Origin of the sequence: Agrobacterium rosae, from assembly GCF_002915175.1 — a bacterium.
Lineage (GTDB): Bacteria > Pseudomonadota > Alphaproteobacteria > Rhizobiales > Rhizobiaceae > Agrobacterium > Agrobacterium rosae.
The window spans coordinates 599,401-616,571 of sequence record NZ_NXEJ01000002.1 but is presented as its reverse complement, the minus strand read 5'-3'; the positions used below and the strand labels follow the sequence as shown (position 1 = coordinate 616,571).

Sequence of the window (17,171 nt, the reverse complement as noted above, 5' to 3'; positions counted from 1 at the left end):
CTCGCAGCACTCAAGCTTGCAGCGGTAAGAATATGGATCGCTTCATATAATGAGTCCGCGTCCTAGGGCGCTATGGCGATCCAATTGATGTGGCGGGGCATGAAAGAGGCATTTCCAATCTGGTTAGAATGCTAAAAAATAATGGAATCCTCTATATCAGTTTTCCAATTGGTAGAACCGATCAGGTTCATTTCAACGCCCATCGTGTATTTCACGCAACGAGCCTGCTCAATTACGACAGTATAAAGTTAAACATGACACTAGAGCGTTTTGATTACGTGGATGATTTGGGTGATCTAAAATTAGGAGAGACTGTCGACGGCGATGCCGCGAAAGTAAGATATGGATGCGGGATATACACTCTTAGAAAGACCAATTCACAAGCCGGAGGCTAGCACAGAACGTCTCTTTTTGGGCTATTTTGGTAAATCAACTGGTCTGATTTCCGGTAGTCCCTGGCGGCGTAGCGTCCCGCCCCACGCATAGTTCCAGCGTCGTTTTATGATAGTAAGCAGCTTTCTTTTGAAGGATAATTTTTTTGAGGTTAACTTCCCAAGGGCTTCTATGACCGCTTCCCCTTCGCAAGGCATGATATGCACACCATCGTCGGAATATTTCCTTCTCAACGTCCCGTTTTTATCTTTATATTTTAATGGCATGCGTAAAAAATGCATCCCTGATGTCCGACACAACCGATCCAAGCCATCACTCAACAGCCTATGCGAGTGGATACGATCAGAAATACTGCCCCTGAAAGGAAGCTCGCCATTCGGTCTCCGGTCAGTCGGAAATGGCGGCTGTGCGACAACGACTTTGATTTGCGGCTGATCTCTTTGAAGTAAGATGAGTTTGGATATGAAGCCTGCGGCCAACTCTTCTGCCACATCTTTGATCGGTCTTTTTGACGTTTCAGATACTGGGATCAGGTGGCACCTGACATCAATTTCGCCGACCATAAATAAAGCAACGTCTCCATCTTCGAAACGCGGCACCAGCTGACCAACAAATGCAATTCCATCACGTGCCAGTCGATGCATCGTGATCGGCCCGAGCCAGTATATTTTGGCTTCCGCTAGACACTCGAAACAATAGGCGGAGTGACTATCGCCAAAGACGTAGACTGTTATGGCAGCATTCCTTCACAAAAAGACTAAGACTGAACAACATCGGTAAATGGGCCAGATGTTATATAGCCAATCTTTCCCACACGCTCGGCACCAAATCCCGATTATCATGCGCCTGTGACCGAAACCACCTTGCTGGCGCAATAACACGCTTATCCGCACGCGGATTAAGCCACGCACCCCACCAGCTGAATGTGCTGTTGGCAATGATGTGGGAGTGGCATGCGGCCATGAGGTGCATGTCCTCGCCGTCTCGGCCATCCGACTGAGGCTCGATGAATGTCATTTTGCCGATAGTTGCCAGATTTTGCCGCGCCCATTGTGGGTCGTCGGAAAAAACAAAGAAGGTGGCGTCCTTTATTTTTGATGCAATGTTCTGCATCGCTGCCGCGTACCATTCAGGTTCGCAGGTGCCGTGGATGGAGTTGGCCGTCGGGTTTGTTACGTAATCGCCGCGCCTGACATGGACTGATACCGCAGACTGCGCCTCGGCGATCAGTGTCAGCGTTTTCTGGCGTTCCGCGCTGTAAGGCTGTTTTAAAGAAAAATCCGCACGGATAATATCAGCATAATCTGCAAAGTATTTTTCCGTTTGCCAGTATCCGGAAAGATGAACTGGCTCGCGAATGAGCAAGATCGCTGGATCAAACTGCGCCGACTTTTCCACCCTTTGCGGAACGCGGCTTCGGTTTTTCACGGATGTCACGATCCGACCGAAGACACTGTTGCGTTGTCTGGCGGGAACTTCATCTAAACTTGCGATATCACCCTTGATGTTGAACTGGTCGAGTTGCAGCGCGCGGAGCCTGTCGCGATTCATTTCCGTCAAATCGAGCTTTAGCGGCTGCCCGCTGGCGAGTGAGAGGGCGCGACCGGCCGCGTATTGAAACATCTGATTGCCAAGGCCGCCAACAATACGGGTAATGATCACGGGTCGCTCTTTTGTTTGGTTGTCACAAGCATCTATAGGAACTGACCCTGACGCTAGGTCTCAGTCGTTCCATCGTCCCAAATACCTCAAATTGGAGAAAAATCGACCGATATCGTCTCCTGCACGATACAAGGCGCGCAATTTTCGAAAACGTCTGGATTTTTTATCCCGCTGAGCGCCCTGCCATATTTCAGATTGCTCCGCCGTTTCCGCCGCATGGATAACTGGCCATGGCGAAAACCCGAAACAATTGACATGGTGCGTCCAAAAACGATCCAGATGGCAGTCCACAGGCTCGAACCAGACTCGGGCGGAATCTATCAGCTTTTTCGCGGCAATCGGGGAGATCGCATAACACGACGTCCCGTGCGGCCCAATCTTCAGGCGAACAATATCGAGACCCTCTGCGACAGTCTGGATTTGCGTCCAAGGGCGCACCTTGTGCCCGGAGAAGCGCAGGAGCCCATACTTGTCGATACTCTCTAGGGCGGCTTGATAAGCGGCAAGAAAGTTGTCGTTCAATGCGACATCGTCTTCGAAAATCAGAAGCGATCGGTTTTCAGTGACGCAACGTTCCCACAGCAGGTAATGGCTTGCGTAACATCCCAGTTCACCAGGGGTCAGCGTAAATCCGCGACGAATCTCAGCCATACGCGGATCGAAGCGATCAAACAGGGGATGTTTCCCGGCTTTTCCATCCACGGCTTCGAAAAAGCTGTAGGGCAGCCCAAGCGGGTCCAAAAGCGCCGTCATGGCTGTTCTGCGCTCAACGGAGCGCGCCAGATTTACAACGACTATATCAAGCTGTGCCATTCTGTACTTCTATGATCGCTTCGGCGTTTTCAGCTACTCACTCACCCAAGAACTCGCAGCATTGATGATCTTTTTCTGAATGCCGCGCTGGTCGCGCCAGTCGCGGCCGGTGTCTTCTACCACGGGAATACCGGCGGGAGAAAAGATGTAGTTGTCGAAGCTGGCGATGTAGGTCTCCAGCGACTTGTTCACGTTTGAATAGAACTGCTTTTCGGGGTCGAAGGCCGGGTTCATCAATTCTGCGCTTCGGCGTGCGACTGTGCCGTCAATGACGGAAGGCGACGTGGTGAATTTGGTGAAGGAGCTTCGCGGCACTCTTATTCCGGCGAACTTCCAATACCGCTTTCCGCGGTGCAGATGTCCTCTTTTCTTGATGTCCCAATTTTGGCTGGCGCTGTGGAAAGACACTTGCTTCACGGTATCGCTGAAATTGGCGTGTACCCGCTCGTCCAGCGTGTCGAGGGCAATCCAATCATCCTCCAGATGGAAGACGTAGTCGGCAGTCGTACCCTGCCATAGTCGCTTAACGGCAGCACCGAAGCCTGCGGCTTCTGGTGTGTAGATGACGGGTGACGCGAAGTGCTGGTGAAGCAGAGCGATGCAATGCGCTTCATCTTCTTCCGTGCCAAAAATGGGATCGATATTGGCGTAGACGTTGACGACGTTGTGAAATTTGAATGCGTTTTGAGAAAAGCTTTCTAGCGTCCGCTGCAAAAGCTCAGGGCGGCGGCCTGCTACGATGGTGATGTCGAGGTCCATATTTTTTCCCGGCAACTGAAAATCAATGAATAGAATAAGGGACGTCTATTAAACCCCAACCAGCCCTGCCCGCTTCACCTGCCTGATTGTCAGCATCGTGCGCACGGTATCCACGTGCTCATCCGCCGTCAGCACTTCGATGACGAAGTCCTGGAACTGCGTCAGGTTTTCGGCGACGCAGTGCAGCAGGAAATCGCTGTCGCCGGAGACCATCCAGGCTTGGCGCACCAGGGGCCAGCGGTCTGTGGCGGCGGCGAAGGCTTTCAGGTTGGTTTCGGACTGGCGCTTCAGCCCCACCATGCAGAAGGCCACGAGGTCGAAGCCGAGCTTTGGGGCATTCAGCATGGCGTGATAGCCTTCGATGATGCCGGCCTCTTCCAGCTTGCGCACGCGCCGCAGGCAGGGGGGCGCGGAGATGCCGACGCGGTCGGCGAGATCGACATTGGTCATCCGTCCGTCGCGCTGCAGTTCACGCAGTATTTTTAGATCGATGGCATCGAGGTCAACGCTGGCCACTCTGCTCTTCCTTGTTCAGTTTGATGCTTCCTTCTACTCTTCACGACTGGATTCGCAATAATCCTGCCGCGCCGCGACACAAAATTACGTGTACATGGCCTTATGCCCTGTTGGTAATGCAAGGCTGCCCTTGAATATCGTCTCTGGACACTCTTAAATACTTGGCAGTGAAGGGGCGCATCGTGATGGAGCCAGTATGTTGGGCTCGGATGTCTGGCAGCCCCTGTTTGAAAGGAACGTTCCATGTCTGCCCGCCATACCAAGGTCCTGATCATCGGCTCCGGCCCCGCCGGCTACACCGCCGCGATTTATGCGGCGCGCGCCATGCTGGAGCCCGTTCTCATTGCCGGCATGGAACAGGGCGGCCAGCTGATGATCACCACCGATGTGGAAAACTACCCTGGTTATGCCGACCCCATTCAGGGGCCATTTCTTATGGACCAGATGCTGAAGCAGGCAACCCATGTCGGCGCTGAAATCGTCAATGATCTGGTGACTGAGGTCGAGACGACGCGGCGGCCCTTCACCGTCAAAACCGATTCCGGCGCGGTCTGGACTGCGGATACATTGATCATATGCACGGGCGCGAAAGCCAAGTGGCTGGGCATAGAGAGCGAGCAGCAGTTCCAGGGCTTCGGCGTTTCTGCCTGCGCGACATGCGATGGCTTTTTCTATCGCAACAGAGACGTGATCGTCGTTGGCGGCGGCAATTCGGCGGTGGAAGAAGCGCTTTACCTCTCCAACATCGCCAAGTCGGTTACGGTCGTGCACCGTCGTGACAGCTTCCGCTCCGAAAAGATCCTTCAGGAACGTATTTTCGCGAAGGACAATGTCAACATTATCTGGAACAGCGAAATCGCCGAGATTACCGGCACACCTGCCAAGCACCCCATGCCGCCTTCAGTCACCGGTGCGAAAATCCGCAACACGAATACCGGTGAGATCACAGACATGCCAATCCACGGTGTCTTCGTGGCCATCGGCCATGCGCCAGCGGTGGAACTGTTTAAAGACAAGGTAAAGCTGAAGCCGAACGGCTATATGTGGACTGCACCCGATTCGACGGCAACCGATGTCGAGGGAATTTTTGCGGCAGGCGATGTGACGGATGATACATACAGGCAGGCCATAACTGCCGCCGGCATGGGTTGCATGGCCGCCCTTGAGGTGGAACGTTTTCTCGCAGCGCAAGCCCCGCTTGCCATTGCCGCTGAATAAGAAGGGCTAAACACCGCATGCCTCTGCCATTGGACTGGGACAAACTGCGCATCTTTCATGCGGCTGCCGAAGCTGGTTCCTTCACCCACGCTGCAGATAAGCTGCATTTGTCCCAGTCGGCCATCAGCCGCCAGGTCAGCGCGCTGGAGCAGGATGTCGGCGTCAAGCTGTTCCACCGCCATGCGCGCGGCCTCATCCTGACCGAACAGGGCGAGTTGCTGTACAGAACAGCGCACGACGTTTTGCTGAAGCTCGAAACCGTCAAGATGCAGTTGACGGAAACGACGGAAAAGCCAAGCGGCAAGCTGCGCGTCACCACCACCGTCGGCCTCGGCCAAGGCTGGCTGACGGACAAGGTGCAGGAGTTCCTCCAGCTTTACCCCGACATGTCGATCCAGCTCATTCTCGATAATGAGGAAATCGACGTGAACATGCGCCATGCGGATTGCGCCATCCGTCTGCGCCAGCCGCAACAATCGGATCTCATCCAGCGCAAGCTGTTCACCGTGCACATGCACGTCTATGCCGCCCCGTCTTATATCAATCGTTACGGGGAGCCGCAGTCGATCGAGGACCTGGATAACCACAAGGTCATCTCGTTTGGCGAGCCCGCGCCCAATTATCTTCTCGATGTGAACTGGCTGGAAAACGCCGGACGCTCGTCCGATAACACACGCACCGCACATCTGCAGATCAACAGCCAGACCTCCATCAAGCGGGCCTGCCTGCTGGGAATCGGCATCGCCTGTCTGCCTGACTACATTGTTGGTCGCGACCCGGGCCTCATACAGCTGTCCCTGCCCGCAGATATTCCCTCGTTCGATACTTATTTTTGCTATCCCGACGAGTTGAAGAATGCTGCGAAGCTGAAAGTTTTCCGGGACTTCGTGGTCGCAAAAGCGCGTAACTGGAATTTCTGATTTCATACGCCGTGGAAAAATCCACTAACATATAAACTGCAACAACAACTTAGCTAAAGCAGCATGTGTGTACGATTCGCGTGGCGGTAGGAAGATTTGCGAAATAAATATGACTGCAAATCATAGCGATGCACCGGACGCATGGCTGGCCTGCACAAAAAAGAGTTGTTTGCTGCCCAAAAAAGCAACATATCGCACACAGCTGATGCACACGGCGGCTTTTCCTCCCAGTTCCGCCGCGTCAGCTGTTCCCCTCTGGAGGTTTTTATAACCTTCACACTTATAAGGGCCCTGGAGCAATCCGGTGGCCCTCTTTTTTTGCCCGCAATATTTTTTCTACGACCGGACGTTTATTAAACAAAACGCCCTTGTTAAGAGCGGCCTAGATTTCCATATTGAAGATAGCTGGTGCCGATGCTTTTGCGTCGGTCAGCTGTTCCCCTCTGGAGGTTTCGACCTTCAAAACTGTCAGGCCGCGGAGAAATCCAGCGGCCTTTTTTTTGCCAATGGCACAATCAAAATTTGCTCCTCCCCTTGATATCGATAATTGTCGATATAAATATCGGTACGGACAGATATACGGAAACGACATGAACCACGAAGACGCCCTGAAGGCCATTGCTCATCCGGTGCGGTTGAAATTTCTGGAATGGCTGAAAGAGCCGGACCAGCATTTCAATCAGGCACACCCGTTCACCATGGGTGTGTGTGCGCATCAGTTCGAGATCAGCGGCCTTTCCCAATCGACGGTATCTTCCCACCTCGCCGCGTTGCAGGCTGCGGGCCTGGTACGGTCGCGAAAGGTCGGGCAATGGAATTTCTACGAGCGCGACGAGGACAATATCGCGGCGTTTCTCGCCTATCTGAACCAGAAGCTTTAGAGCATTGGCCCGAAAAGTGTGACGCGGTTTTCGGGCCAATGCTTGGATGTAAAATAAGCGCCTCCCAAGCGCTCTCTATCAACCAGAAGAGAAAGCCAACCCCATGACAAAACTGTTCGAACCGGCACAGGCAGGCGATATCGCACTGGCAAACCGCATCGTTATGGCACCTCTCACTCGCAACCGTTCACCGGGTGCTATTCCCAACAATCTGAACGCTGCCTATTACGAACAGCGCGCCACTGCTGGCCTCATCGTCACGGAAGGCACGCCCGTATCTCAGCAGGGCCAGGGTTACGCCGACGTTCCCGGCCTCTACAAGCAGGAAGCCATCGATGGCTGGAAAGCGGTGACCGACGGCGTTCACAAGGCTGGCGGCAAGATCGTCGCGCAGATTTGGCACGTTGGCCGTATCTCGCACACATCGCTTCAGCCGCATGGCGGCCAGCCGGTTGCTCCCTCACCCATCAAGGCCAACTCCAAAACCTACATCATCAATGATGATGGCACGGGCAGCTTCGCAGAAACATCCGAGCCACGGGAAATCTCGCTGCAGGAAATCCCCGTCATTCTCGAGGATTATCGCACAGGCGCACGGGCCGCAATCGACGCCGGTTTTGATGGCGTCGAAATCCATGCCGCCAACGGCTATCTGATCGACCAGTTCCTGAAATCAGGCACCAACCAGCGCACGGATGCCTATGGCGGCTCGATTGAAAACCGTGCCCGCTTCCTGCTGGAAGTCGTGGACACTGTGACGAAGGAAATCGGCGCTGGACGCACCGGCATTCGCCTGTCTCCCGTCACACCGGCAAACGACATTTTCGAAGCAGAGCCGCAGCCTTTGTTCGAATATGTCGCACGCGAACTCGGCAGCCGTGGCCTCGCCTTCATTCACGTCATCGAAGGCGCGACAGGTGGACCGCGTGATTTCAAGCAGGGCGACAAGCCATTCGATTATGATGCGCTGAAAGCTGCCTACACCAATGCCGGTGGCAAAGGCCTGTGGATTGCCAATAACGGCTACGACCGCGAAAGCGCGATTGCCGCGACCGAAAACGGCAAGGTCGATGCGGTCGCCTTCGGAAAAGCCTTTATTTCCAATCCGGACCTCGTGCAGCGTCTGAAGGAAAATGCGGCTCTCAACGAGCCAAACCAGCAGACATTTTATGGTGGCGGTGCAGAAGGTTACACAGACTATCCCGCTTTGGCGTAATACGAAAAGGCCGCGCACTCACACGGGTGCGCGGCTTTTCTAGCTACGTATCATGCATGTGATACGGCTTGTGGTTTCGTTCCGGTTATTTCCGGCTCAAGGCATTTCAGAGAAATGAGTGTGGCACGTACGGCTTCATCAATGGGTGTTTGCGGCTCAACTCCAAGAAATCCGATGAGTTTTTTATTGCTCATCCTGATCGGTGTCTTCCACAGATAGCGCATTTCGGCCACCTCTCGAAACATTGGGACGAACGGCGACGCCAGCTTAAACAGCCACCACGGTGTCTGCTTTACCGTGACCTTGTGCCCCACCACCCGCTCTATTGCTGATGACATGCCTCGCCCATTACCGTCCCAAAATCCATCCATGTGATAGACTGCAAAGGGTTCAAGTGCGTCTGCACGGTCCAGCAGTCGCCCCATCGTTTCTGCGACATCCGGCAGGTAAGCCCACTGATGGCCAACGCCCGGTGAATTGGGGTTGGAAACCAGCGTGATCTTTTTGCCTGGCGTGACAAGACCTTGACTGAACCAGCTGCTATTTGCACCCGGACCAAAGAAGTCACCGGCACGAACGATCAGTACCGGGGTTTCCGGTGTCGCGGCAGCGCGCAGCCGACGCTCCATCTCGACGCGAATGCCGCCCTTGCGAGTCACAGCATTTTGCGGGCTGTCCTCTGTTGGAGAGGAAAAAGCATCCGGCCCGAAATTATAAACCGTTCCCGGCAGCAAAATCCGGGCACCCACCGTTTTGGCGGCGGCAATCGTGCTGTCCAGCATGGGGAGAACCAGCGTTTCCCAATTCCTGTAGCCGGCTGGATTGACCGCATGCACGATGAGAGAAGCGCCCTTGGCGGCTTTCGTGACATCGGCAGCATTCATGACATCGCCCAAGACCCACTCCTGTGAGGAATTGGCAGATGCCGGCATCTTGGCCCGCACAAGCGCACGGACGCGCCAACCTCGACGCAAAAGCATGTCCATGACATTTCTGCCAATGCCACCGCGTGCGCCTAAGACCAGTGCCAATGGCTTGATTGTCTCTTGAATGCCAGTCATTTCTAAAACTCCATGTGAATTCTCAGCTGGAGTATGAGCGCGACACACGCTATACGAAATTGTCTAAATGTGTTGATCGGCTATACGGAAATCGATGATCAGAGAACGCGAGATCAGCTGGGATTATTACCGCACCTTCCTCAACGTCCTGCGCGACGGATCGCTGTCTGCCGCAGCACGCGAACTCGGTATCACCCAGCCGACGGTGGGTCGCCACATTGGCGCGTTGGAAGACAGCATGGGTTTTCAGCTTTTCATCCGCTCTCCGCACGGGCTCGTGCCGACGGATGCCGCAATTGCGCTGAAGCCCTATGCGGAAAATCTGGCGGCAACCGCTTCTGCCCTCATGCGCGCCGCTTCGGGTGAAGTTGGAAAGATCGAGGGAGCCGTGCGCATCAGCGCGTCTGATATCATTGGCGTCGAAATCCTTCCGCCAATCATCGCATCACTTCAGGAGTTATATCCAAAGCTCGAAATAGAGCTTTCGCTATCCGATACGCTGGAGGATTTGCTGCGACGGGAGGCCGATATCGCCATCCGCATGACCGAGCCGGTTCAGGATGCAATCGTCATGCGCTACATCGGCAATTTCAAGGTCGGCTTTTATGCGAGTAGCGGCTACCTACAGAAAATGGGCACTCCGCTGTCCAAAGACGATCTCATCAATCACCGTCTCATCGGCTTCGACCGGAAAACACCCTTCATAAGAGCTATCCTTCAGCGGATGAGAAAGGACAATCCGAGCATTCCGGATGCGGAGAATATTCCATTTGCCATTCGCGCCGACAGCAACCTCGCCCAACTTTCCATGATACGAGCGGGTGCGGGCGTGGGAATGTGTCAAGTCGGCCTTGCAAGCCGTGATCCGAACCTCACACATATTCTGCCGGAAATGGAAATACCGCTGCACACATGGGTGGCGATGCACGAGAACCTGCGAACATCACCGCGCTGCCGCGCCGTCTTCAACGCGCTTGTGGACGGGCTGAAAGGTTTTCTGCGGGCGACGGACGGCGACGCGCTGGCCAGCAAGAAGTAAAGCCTTCACTGTTAATCAGACAGCCTTGCGACTGGGTTGCTGCTCTTCGTAGCTATCCACCACTTCCGCTTCCGGTCTATCACCGCCCTGACTGTATTCCTCGTGCCAGCGACCCGCTTCATCCTGGTAGTTGATTTCCGTGTCTTCGTCTCCGACCTGCTGTTCCGCGGCGGCGATGCGGGCGGCTTGCAGGGCATCGGAATGCGTGGGAAATGTCTCCGAATAGGCCCCGTCCATACGGTAGGCCCAGCCGCCATCATGTTCCACAATCTCATACACCACTTTGGTCATGCACACTTCCTCCTGATACATGGACGGACGGTGGCAACCTTTGCCGCAAACGCGCATTTGAAGGACGGGGTCGCGGCAGTGTCGCCATGTCCTTGAATCCACTATCCTACCAAAATGCTCAATGTGCAAACCCCGCATATTGGTCTAACGCTGCAAAACAAACATCTCACGACATGGAAGGGCGAATATGTCAGTTGCATCAACGCTGAAACAGGAGCGCATGTTGCTCGCCGCGGTGCCGGTCGCCATTGCCGCCTATATGGCCGAGCATGCACTGATGGCCCAGGGCAAGACGCTGTCCTTCATCGTTGCCGCCGCATTGATCGGTGTCATCATTCTGGTGTCGATGCGGGTGGCGCATCATGCCGAAATTCTGGCCCACAAGGTGGGAGATCCCTATGGCACGATGATCCTTACGCTCTCAGCAGTGGCTGTGGAAGTGCTGATCCTCGCCATCATCATGCAGGAATCCACCTCTCCCACCCTGGTCCGCGATACGATCTATTCCGCCGTCATGATCGACATCAACGGCATTCTCGGCATAGCGGCCCTGCTGGGCGGGCTTCGCCACGGTGAGCAGCCCTATAATGACGATTCCGCCCGCACCTATGGGGTAATGATCCTGACCGCGATGGGCATCTCCATGATCGTGCCGGAATTCATTCCGGAGGCGAAATGGCACTATTACTCCATGTTTACCATCGGCGCGATGATTGCCCTTTACGCTCTGTTCCTCAAAATGCAGGTGGGGCCGCACAGCTATTTCTTCAGCTACAGCTATCCCCGCACGGAGCGGAAAAAGACGGCAGCCGAACAGAATACCGATGACGAAGAGGACCGTCCCGCGTCCTACTCCATCGGCGTGATCCTTGTTGGCGTGGTGCTGATCGGCGTTCTCGCCGAATTCATGTCGGCTTTCCTCAGCTTCGGGCTGGAAGGCAGCGGCGCACCTGTTGCCCTGATGGCCGTCGTCGTCGCCACCATCTCGGCGGCACCTGAGATCATGACCGCGATGCGCTCGGCACTGCGCAACCGAATGCAGTCAGTGGTCAACATCGCCATGGGCGCATCGCTTTCCACCGTCATTCTGACCGTGCCGGTGATGGAGGGCATTGCGCTCTACACCGGCCAGCCCTTCATCATGGCCATGACGCCAGTGCAAACGGTCATGGTCTTCATCACCCTGATTGTAGCGGCAATCAACCTCAATGACGGGGAGACGAATGCGATTGAGGGGATGACGCATTTCATTCTGTTCGCGACCTTCTTGATGCTGTTGTTTTTGGGATTGTAAGGAAAGGCTCCAAGGGGTAGCGCACCCTATCCTCCGTCATACCGGGCTTGACCCGGTATCTAGCCGCACTGTGTCTGCAAGGCGAAAAGTCTCTTGCGATCAAGGACTTGATCGCGCTGGATCCCGCATCGAGTGCGGGATGACGGACAGATTGAGCCGCGACACGGACATCTCACACGGTGACACAAAACAAAAAAGCCCGGCATCGCTGCCGGGCTTTTCTTCGTTCAATAAATGCTTAGCGGCAATTTGCGCAGAAGCGCTGGATGCGGTTGCAGGCTTCTTCCAGCAGTTTTTCCGATGTCGCATAGGAAATGCGGAAGTTGGGGCCGAGGCCGAAGGCAGAACCGTGAACGACGGCAACGCCTTCCGTTTCCAGAAGCTCGGTCACGAAGTCCTCATCCGTCTCGATAACCTTGCCTGAAGGTGCCGTTTTGCCGATAAGGCCGGCGCAGGATGGGTAGACGTAGAACGCGCCTTCCGGCATCGGGCAATTGATGCCCTTGGCCTGGTTCAGCATCGATACGACGAGGTCACGACGGCCTTCGAAGATTTTCTTGTTGGCGGGAATGAAGTCCTGCGTGCCGTTCAAAGCTTCGACAGCCGCCCACTGCGCGATGGATGTCGCGCCAGAGGTCTGCTGACCCTGGATCATGTCCATGGCCTTGATAAGCTGCAAAGGACCTGCTGCATAGCCGATACGCCAGCCGGTCATTGCATAGGCCTTGGACACGCCGTTCATGGTCAGCGTGCGGTCATAGAGCGAAGGCTCCACTTCGACAGGCGTCACGAACTTGAAGTCACCATAGGTCAGGTGCTCATACATGTCATCGGTCAGAACCCATACATGCGGGTGCTTGACCAGAACGTCGGTAAGCGCCTTCAGCTCATCGTGGCTGTAGGCAGCGCCCGATGGGTTAGAAGGCGAGTTGAACAGGAACCACTTGGTCTTCGGCGTAATCGCCTTTTCCAGCGCCTCAGCCGTCAGCTTGAACTTGCCTTCCAGCGTCGTGTGCACGAACACCGGCGTACCGCCGCAAATCGACACCATTTCCGGGTAGCTGACCCAGTAAGGTGTTGGAATAACAACTTCGTCGCCGGGGTTAAGCGTTGCCATGAAGGCGTTGAAAAGAATCTGCTTTCCACCCGTGCCGACAATCGTCTGCTCCGGCTTGTAGTCCAGACCGTTTTCGCGCTTGAACTTTTCGGCGATTGCCTTGCGCAGTTCGGGAATACCCGAAACCGGCGTGTATTTCGTTTTGCCTGCGTTGATCGCGGCAATGGCTGCTTCCTTGATATTGTCGGGCGTATCGAAATCCGGCTCGCCTGCGCCAAGGCCAATCACATCGCGACCCTGAGCCTGCAATTCACGGGCTTTCTGGGAAACGGCGATGGTAGCGGAGGGCTTTACACGGGAGAGAATGTCGGCAAGGAAGGCCATTTTTATCGGTCCTATTGAAATTGACATCGGCAGAAGTTTGCGACTGTCGCCTTCTGCGCCAAGTGGTATGTCGAAAGACGTACCGGGTTTCAAGGGTAGATGCCATGAAAATGGTACCTTCGGTATATTTTAAGATATGCTTAACTAGCTCGTAACGTTTTGCCTGCTATGCTCCGGAGGTTGGGGTTATTTCCGGATACGACGCCATGGCACCGAAAAGCATTTTTTCGAATCTCGTGCGTGAAGACGATGGCTCGTGGTCTACGACCTACGCGCCCTATTCGCTCAAATCCGCGCTTCAACCGATTTTCCGCCGTTTGTCGGATGGGCGCTTCGATATCGACTCGTTCGAAGGTCTGGTCCGGCCCTATCAAGGCTCGGAACTGGTTTCACCCGCGCAACTTTTCGCGCAGGTGCGCCCCGATGACATCGAGGCGATCGACAGCATTTTGCGCACCATTCACATTCTCAACACCGGCGCGCTGGAACGATCGCGCGCGCGCATCTTCGTCAACTTTCATCCCGGCCTGTTCCGCACGCCCGACAAGATGCGGCAGGAAGTGGAGCGCATGCGGCTTTCCGCCCATGAGGCGGGCATGTCGCCGGACCGGATCGTCTGCGAAATCGCTGAAAAGAATGCCTCCGATACCCGTTTGGTGGCTGATTTTGCCGGCCACATGCGGGCCATGGGCTTTCGCGTGGCGATTGCCGATTACGGCGCGGGCGATTCCGACATAGAGCGCGTCAAGCTTATCAAGCCAGATTACGTCAAGTTCGAAGCCGCCTGGGCGCGCCACTTCATCAAAAATTCCGCAGGTGCCGCCCTCATCCGCGTTATCGTTGAACAGTTCGCGCGAGAGGGCATCGAACCGGTGTTCGAAGCGCTGGAGGACGAACGGGAAATCGAGCTGTGCCTGGATCTCGGCGTTGCGCTCATGCAGGGCTATGCGCTGGCCAAACCAGAGCTGGCACCCACAAGCTTCAACGAGCGTTTCCCAGAGCTGCTTGGAGCGCCCCGCTCCGGCCTGTTCAGACCCCAGGCAGATGGGTCAGCGCGTGTTATTCCGACACTTGAACCACGCGGTCTAAAGCCCGTTCGTGCCTTCGGAAAACGCGGTATTTAACGGTCGTTTAATCCCCGTTAACCGTTGCCTTGGTATCGCCACAATAAATACGCCGGACTGTCTGAATTCGGTCCACAAGACGTCCACTTCAGAGCCCCTTTTATGCATGTCGCGCAAAGCAGGACTAATGCGTCGCGATACACCACAAAAGCTGGCGAGAAAGACGGAAAAGGGACCGGGACAATGTTTCTCAATGATCGGAAATCGGCGGACCGGCTGAGAACACAACGGATGCTTTTTTCGGCGTGGATGGCACTGGCGGCGCTGGTCGTCATCATTACCATGGCCGCAGGTTTGGTGACCTCCGCCCATGCCGAGGAAGCCGTCGACTACATCCAGACGTCTTCCATAGCATCGGCTCCCATTTCGAAAGCCTCCGACCGTATTTTCGTCATCGTTCTTGTCGTGACCGGCTTCGTGACCATGGCAATCGGTGGCGTCGTTCTGACGATGAACAGCATCCGGGAATCCTCGTCGCGTCATCGCCGCGACTGATTAAGCGTCCCCGCCCTTTCGCCTGCCTTGCCGCACCGCTGCTTTGCTGGTAGAGCAACGCGAAATCGGCATTTCGCCAAATCCAACACAGACTCGGTCATGAAGGTTGCGCAAAACGCAGCCTTTTGCATTTGGTGATCCCATGACACGCATTCAGGCCAATCTCGTTCTCTTGCTCGCAGCCGCGATCTGGGGCGGCGGCTTTGTCGCGCAATCGACGGCAATGGATACGATCGGCCCCTTCTGGTTTGTCGGGCTGCGCTTTGCCATCGCGGCGCTGGCTGTCTTACCATTTGCGATGATGGAAACCCGCCGCATAAAGGCGGCACCCAGCCGGGGTGAATTCAGGGCTTTCATTCTCGTCGGTCTGGCGCTCTTCATGGGTGCCACCACGCAGCAGGTTGGCCTGCTGACGACATCAGTCACCAATTCCAGTTTCTTGACCGCGCTTTACGTCATCTTCGTGCCAGTCATTGCCGTCATCGTCTATCGCCGCCACCCACACTGGGTGGTGTGGCCGGGTGCGCTGATGATGCTTGTCGGTATCTATCTGCTGTCGGGCGGTGCCATCTCGCGCCTGACGAATGGCGACATGCTGAGCATTATCTGCGCCTTCTTCTGGGCCATTCAGATCACGTTAGCCGGTCGCTACGTCATGCAGAGCAACCGGCCGCTGGCGCTTTCCTGCACGCAGTTTGCGGTCTGCGCCGTGCTTTCCATGTTGATTGGGTTGTTTATCGAACCGATCAACTACCAAGCCATCGCCTCCTCCATCACCGAAATCCTCTATGTCGGGCTGGTGTCGTCGGGTCTGGCTTTCGTGCTACAGGTCATTGGTCAGCGCTATACGACAGCGCCACAGGCGGCGATCTTTTTGTCGTCGGAAGCCCTGTTCGGGGCGCTGTTTGCTGCTATATTTCTCCAGGAAACGATTCCAGCTGCAGGCTATATTGGCTGCGCCATCATTTTTGCTGCTATACTGCTGGTGGAACTGGTTCCGGAACTCTCCAAGAGACGCAACGGCCGTGTAACAGCCGATATATAGCGTTTTCACCTTTTTATATCGACCGCACTTCTACCCTTTTCACGCGAAAATAGCCGTAAAATATCATTGTCAGCGATGTTTTCGTTTCCCAACTGCGGGACCGTGAGAAAAATTCTGCCTGCCATGCCCCAAACGTTTTGCAGCACCCCTGCGAAGCGTGAAAAAAGCGTGAAAACTTTTGCTTGCCAATTCAAAATAAACACAGCAATCTGTTGCGGTTCGGGCAAGTTGCGAGCATGGGAAGGCCTATAAACAAATGCATCGGGGACCTGATACTCCGAGCGGCGGGGACAAAATAACGTTGAGCAGAACGTCAAAAGCTTTCCACGCGATGGACCACTTTCTCAATTTTCAAAAACTGCCTGCCGTACGCCCTTGCGGGCAAAACTGTAATGCTGCCTGGAGCTGAACACAGGCAGAGCGAAAAGGACCTGATGCATGGCCGAGACTGGCACCGTTAAATTCTTCAATACCGACAAAGGCTTCGGCTTCATCAAGCCAGACAATGGTGGCGCCGATATTTTTGTTCACATCTCTGCCGTACAGGCTTCTGGCCTGTCCGCCCTTTCAGAAAACCAGAAAGTGAGCTTCGACACTGAACCGGATCGTCGCGGCAAGGGACCAAAGGCAGTCAATCTGCAGATTGATGGCTAACCCCTGACGACTTTCTCTTCTAGTTGAAGCCCGGCAGGAATGCCGGGTTTTTTTGGTTTTGGGCGGTAAAGTTGGAGCGAGACGGATCGCGGCAGTGGAGCACCCCATGAGGATGGAGTATATGGCTGGTCGCTAACCTACCAACCGTTCCGCTATATTTGCTAAGGACTTGACCGCGCGGGCTTACCCACCAGTTGCGGAATGACGACGGAGCAGCCCTCATCCATCATCCTGAGCTTGCCGAAGGAGAGGTGCCCCGCAGGGGCCTCGAAGGACGGGGGGTGCGGGCGGTGGAGTGAGAGGGGTGTCAACCAACGGATGCTTCGAGGCTTTGCCCTTCGGTCAAAGC

General features: G+C 55.1%; 18 protein-coding genes and 1 pseudogene. 11 read left to right on the top strand and 8 right to left on the bottom strand.

All coding sequences use genetic code 11. The features are described from left to right. Positions 1 to 74 precede the first annotated feature (74 nt). Positions 75 to 395, top strand: a pseudogene (locus CPJ18_RS05730) (DUF268 domain-containing protein); the annotation flags it as partial. Between the two features lie 21 nt (positions 396 to 416). On the opposite strand, the gene CPJ18_RS05725 reads toward CPJ18_RS05730, so the two are convergent. From CPJ18_RS05725 to CPJ18_RS05705, 5 genes are all read right to left on the bottom strand, one after another. Beyond that, a complete protein-coding gene (locus tag CPJ18_RS05725) occupies positions 417 to 1,037 on the bottom strand; it encodes a hypothetical protein (RefSeq protein WP_146258651.1) in 621 nt (206 codons plus the stop codon). 148 nt (positions 1,038 to 1,185) lie between these two features. Then, positions 1,186 to 2,055 (bottom strand): alpha-1,2-fucosyltransferase, encoded by an 870-nt coding sequence (locus CPJ18_RS05720; RefSeq protein WP_103657322.1) that lies wholly within the window; start codon positions 2,053 to 2,055, stop codon positions 1,186 to 1,188. 60 nt (positions 2,056 to 2,115) lie between these two features. Next, entirely contained in the window at positions 2,116 to 2,868 is a 753-nt protein-coding gene (locus CPJ18_RS05715) for a glycosyltransferase family 25 protein (RefSeq protein ID WP_103657321.1), read from the bottom strand. A 33-nt stretch (positions 2,869 to 2,901) separates the two neighbouring features. Continuing rightward, positions 2,902 to 3,627 carry a glycosyltransferase family 2 protein gene (locus tag CPJ18_RS05710; protein ID WP_103657320.1) on the bottom strand — a complete coding sequence of 242 codons (726 nt, stop codon included), beginning with the start codon at positions 3,625 to 3,627 and terminating at the stop codon, positions 2,902 to 2,904. Positions 3,628 to 3,675: 48 nt separating this feature from the next. Further along, positions 3,676 to 4,143, bottom strand: a complete 468-nt coding sequence (locus CPJ18_RS05705) for an Lrp/AsnC family transcriptional regulator (RefSeq protein ID WP_077117607.1) — start codon at positions 4,141 to 4,143, stop codon at positions 3,676 to 3,678. Positions 4,144 to 4,386: 243 nt separating this feature from the next. Between CPJ18_RS05705 and trxB the strand changes: the two genes are divergently transcribed. The 4 genes from trxB (at position 4,387) to CPJ18_RS05685 (ending at position 8,378) form a co-directional block, all read left to right on the top strand. Next, complete coding sequence (gene trxB, locus CPJ18_RS05700) at positions 4,387 to 5,361, top strand: thioredoxin-disulfide reductase (RefSeq protein WP_103584404.1); 975 nt, start codon at positions 4,387 to 4,389, stop codon at positions 5,359 to 5,361. A gap of 23 nt (positions 5,362 to 5,384) precedes the next feature. Continuing rightward, a complete protein-coding gene (locus CPJ18_RS05695; RefSeq protein WP_077106295.1) occupies positions 5,385 to 6,281 on the top strand; it encodes a LysR family transcriptional regulator VtlR in 897 nt (298 codons plus the stop codon). Positions 6,282 to 6,871: 590 nt separating this feature from the next. Next, entirely contained in the window at positions 6,872 to 7,162 is a 291-nt protein-coding gene (locus CPJ18_RS05690) for an ArsR/SmtB family transcription factor (RefSeq protein WP_077106246.1), read from the top strand. A gap of 103 nt (positions 7,163 to 7,265) precedes the next feature. Further along, positions 7,266 to 8,378: an alkene reductase gene (locus CPJ18_RS05685; protein WP_103657319.1), complete on the top strand. Its 1,113-nt coding sequence runs from the start codon at positions 7,266 to 7,268 to the stop codon at positions 8,376 to 8,378. 50 nt (positions 8,379 to 8,428) lie between these two features. Here CPJ18_RS05685 and CPJ18_RS05680 read toward each other — a convergent pair whose 3' ends face one another. Then, positions 8,429 to 9,430 (bottom strand): NAD(P)H-binding protein, encoded by a 1,002-nt coding sequence (locus CPJ18_RS05680; protein WP_103657398.1) that lies wholly within the window; start codon positions 9,428 to 9,430, stop codon positions 8,429 to 8,431. A 103-nt stretch (positions 9,431 to 9,533) separates the two neighbouring features. On the opposite strand from CPJ18_RS05680, the gene CPJ18_RS05675 reads away from it, so the two are divergent. Continuing rightward, positions 9,534 to 10,478 (top strand): LysR family transcriptional regulator, encoded by a 945-nt coding sequence (locus CPJ18_RS05675; protein ID WP_103657318.1) that lies wholly within the window; start codon positions 9,534 to 9,536, stop codon positions 10,476 to 10,478. A gap of 15 nt (positions 10,479 to 10,493) precedes the next feature. On the opposite strand, the gene CPJ18_RS05670 is transcribed toward CPJ18_RS05675, so the two are convergent. Then, positions 10,494 to 10,769 carry a DUF2188 domain-containing protein gene (locus tag CPJ18_RS05670; RefSeq protein WP_103657397.1) on the bottom strand — a complete coding sequence of 92 codons (276 nt, stop codon included), beginning with the start codon at positions 10,767 to 10,769 and terminating at the stop codon, positions 10,494 to 10,496. Between the two features lie 187 nt (positions 10,770 to 10,956). On the opposite strand from CPJ18_RS05670, the gene CPJ18_RS05665 reads away from it, so the two are divergent. Beyond that, entirely contained in the window at positions 10,957 to 12,063 is a 1,107-nt protein-coding gene (locus tag CPJ18_RS05665) for a calcium:cation antiporter (RefSeq protein WP_103657317.1), read from the top strand. A 238-nt stretch (positions 12,064 to 12,301) separates the two neighbouring features. Here CPJ18_RS05665 and CPJ18_RS05660 read toward each other — a convergent pair whose 3' ends face one another. After that, a complete protein-coding gene (locus tag CPJ18_RS05660; RefSeq protein ID WP_077106252.1) occupies positions 12,302 to 13,504 on the bottom strand; it encodes a pyridoxal phosphate-dependent aminotransferase in 1,203 nt (400 codons plus the stop codon). Between the two features lie 206 nt (positions 13,505 to 13,710). Here CPJ18_RS05660 and CPJ18_RS05655 point away from each other — a divergent pair, with 206 nt between their 5' ends. From CPJ18_RS05655 to CPJ18_RS05635, 4 genes are all read left to right on the top strand, one after another. Then, complete coding sequence (locus CPJ18_RS05655) at positions 13,711 to 14,628, top strand: EAL domain-containing protein (RefSeq protein ID WP_103657316.1); 918 nt, start codon at positions 13,711 to 13,713, stop codon at positions 14,626 to 14,628. A gap of 231 nt (positions 14,629 to 14,859) precedes the next feature. Continuing rightward, a complete protein-coding gene (locus CPJ18_RS05650; RefSeq protein ID WP_143239279.1) occupies positions 14,860 to 15,123 on the top strand; it encodes a hypothetical protein in 264 nt (87 codons plus the stop codon). 142 nt (positions 15,124 to 15,265) lie between these two features. Next, positions 15,266 to 16,168, top strand: coding sequence for a DMT family transporter (locus CPJ18_RS05645; protein ID WP_103657396.1), 903 nt, complete (start codon positions 15,266 to 15,268; stop codon positions 16,166 to 16,168). A 438-nt stretch (positions 16,169 to 16,606) separates the two neighbouring features. Continuing rightward, positions 16,607 to 16,822 (top strand): cold-shock protein, encoded by a 216-nt coding sequence (locus CPJ18_RS05635; protein WP_042617292.1) that lies wholly within the window; start codon positions 16,607 to 16,609, stop codon positions 16,820 to 16,822. Positions 16,823 to 17,171 lie beyond the last annotated feature (349 nt).

Coding starts and splice junctions, on each gene's coding strand:
- CPJ18_RS05725 (WP_146258651.1), bottom strand. CDS start 1,037: ATGCATCGACTGGCACGTGATGGAATTGCATTTGTTGGTCAGCTGGTG.
- CPJ18_RS05715 (WP_103657321.1), bottom strand. CDS start 2,868: ATGGCACAGCTTGATATAGTCGTTGTAAATCTGGCGCGCTCCGTTGAG.
- CPJ18_RS05710 (WP_103657320.1), bottom strand. CDS start 3,627: ATGGACCTCGACATCACCATCGTAGCAGGCCGCCGCCCTGAGCTTTTG.
- trxB (WP_103584404.1), top strand. CDS start 4,387: ATGTCTGCCCGCCATACCAAGGTCCTGATCATCGGCTCCGGCCCCGCC.
- CPJ18_RS05690 (WP_077106246.1), top strand. CDS start 6,872: ATGAACCACGAAGACGCCCTGAAGGCCATTGCTCATCCGGTGCGGTTG.
- CPJ18_RS05685 (WP_103657319.1), top strand. CDS start 7,266: ATGACAAAACTGTTCGAACCGGCACAGGCAGGCGATATCGCACTGGCA.
- CPJ18_RS05675 (WP_103657318.1), top strand. CDS start 9,534: ATGATCAGAGAACGCGAGATCAGCTGGGATTATTACCGCACCTTCCTC.
- CPJ18_RS05670 (WP_103657397.1), bottom strand. CDS start 10,769: ATGACCAAAGTGGTGTATGAGATTGTGGAACATGATGGCGGCTGGGCC.
- CPJ18_RS05665 (WP_103657317.1), top strand. CDS start 10,957: ATGTCAGTTGCATCAACGCTGAAACAGGAGCGCATGTTGCTCGCCGCG.
- CPJ18_RS05660 (WP_077106252.1), bottom strand. CDS start 13,504: ATGGCCTTCCTTGCCGACATTCTCTCCCGTGTAAAGCCCTCCGCTACC.
- CPJ18_RS05655 (WP_103657316.1), top strand. CDS start 13,711: ATGGCACCGAAAAGCATTTTTTCGAATCTCGTGCGTGAAGACGATGGC.
- CPJ18_RS05650 (WP_143239279.1), top strand. CDS start 14,860: ATGCTTTTTTCGGCGTGGATGGCACTGGCGGCGCTGGTCGTCATCATT.
- CPJ18_RS05645 (WP_103657396.1), top strand. CDS start 15,266: ATGACACGCATTCAGGCCAATCTCGTTCTCTTGCTCGCAGCCGCGATC.
- CPJ18_RS05635 (WP_042617292.1), top strand. CDS start 16,607: ATGGCCGAGACTGGCACCGTTAAATTCTTCAATACCGACAAAGGCTTC.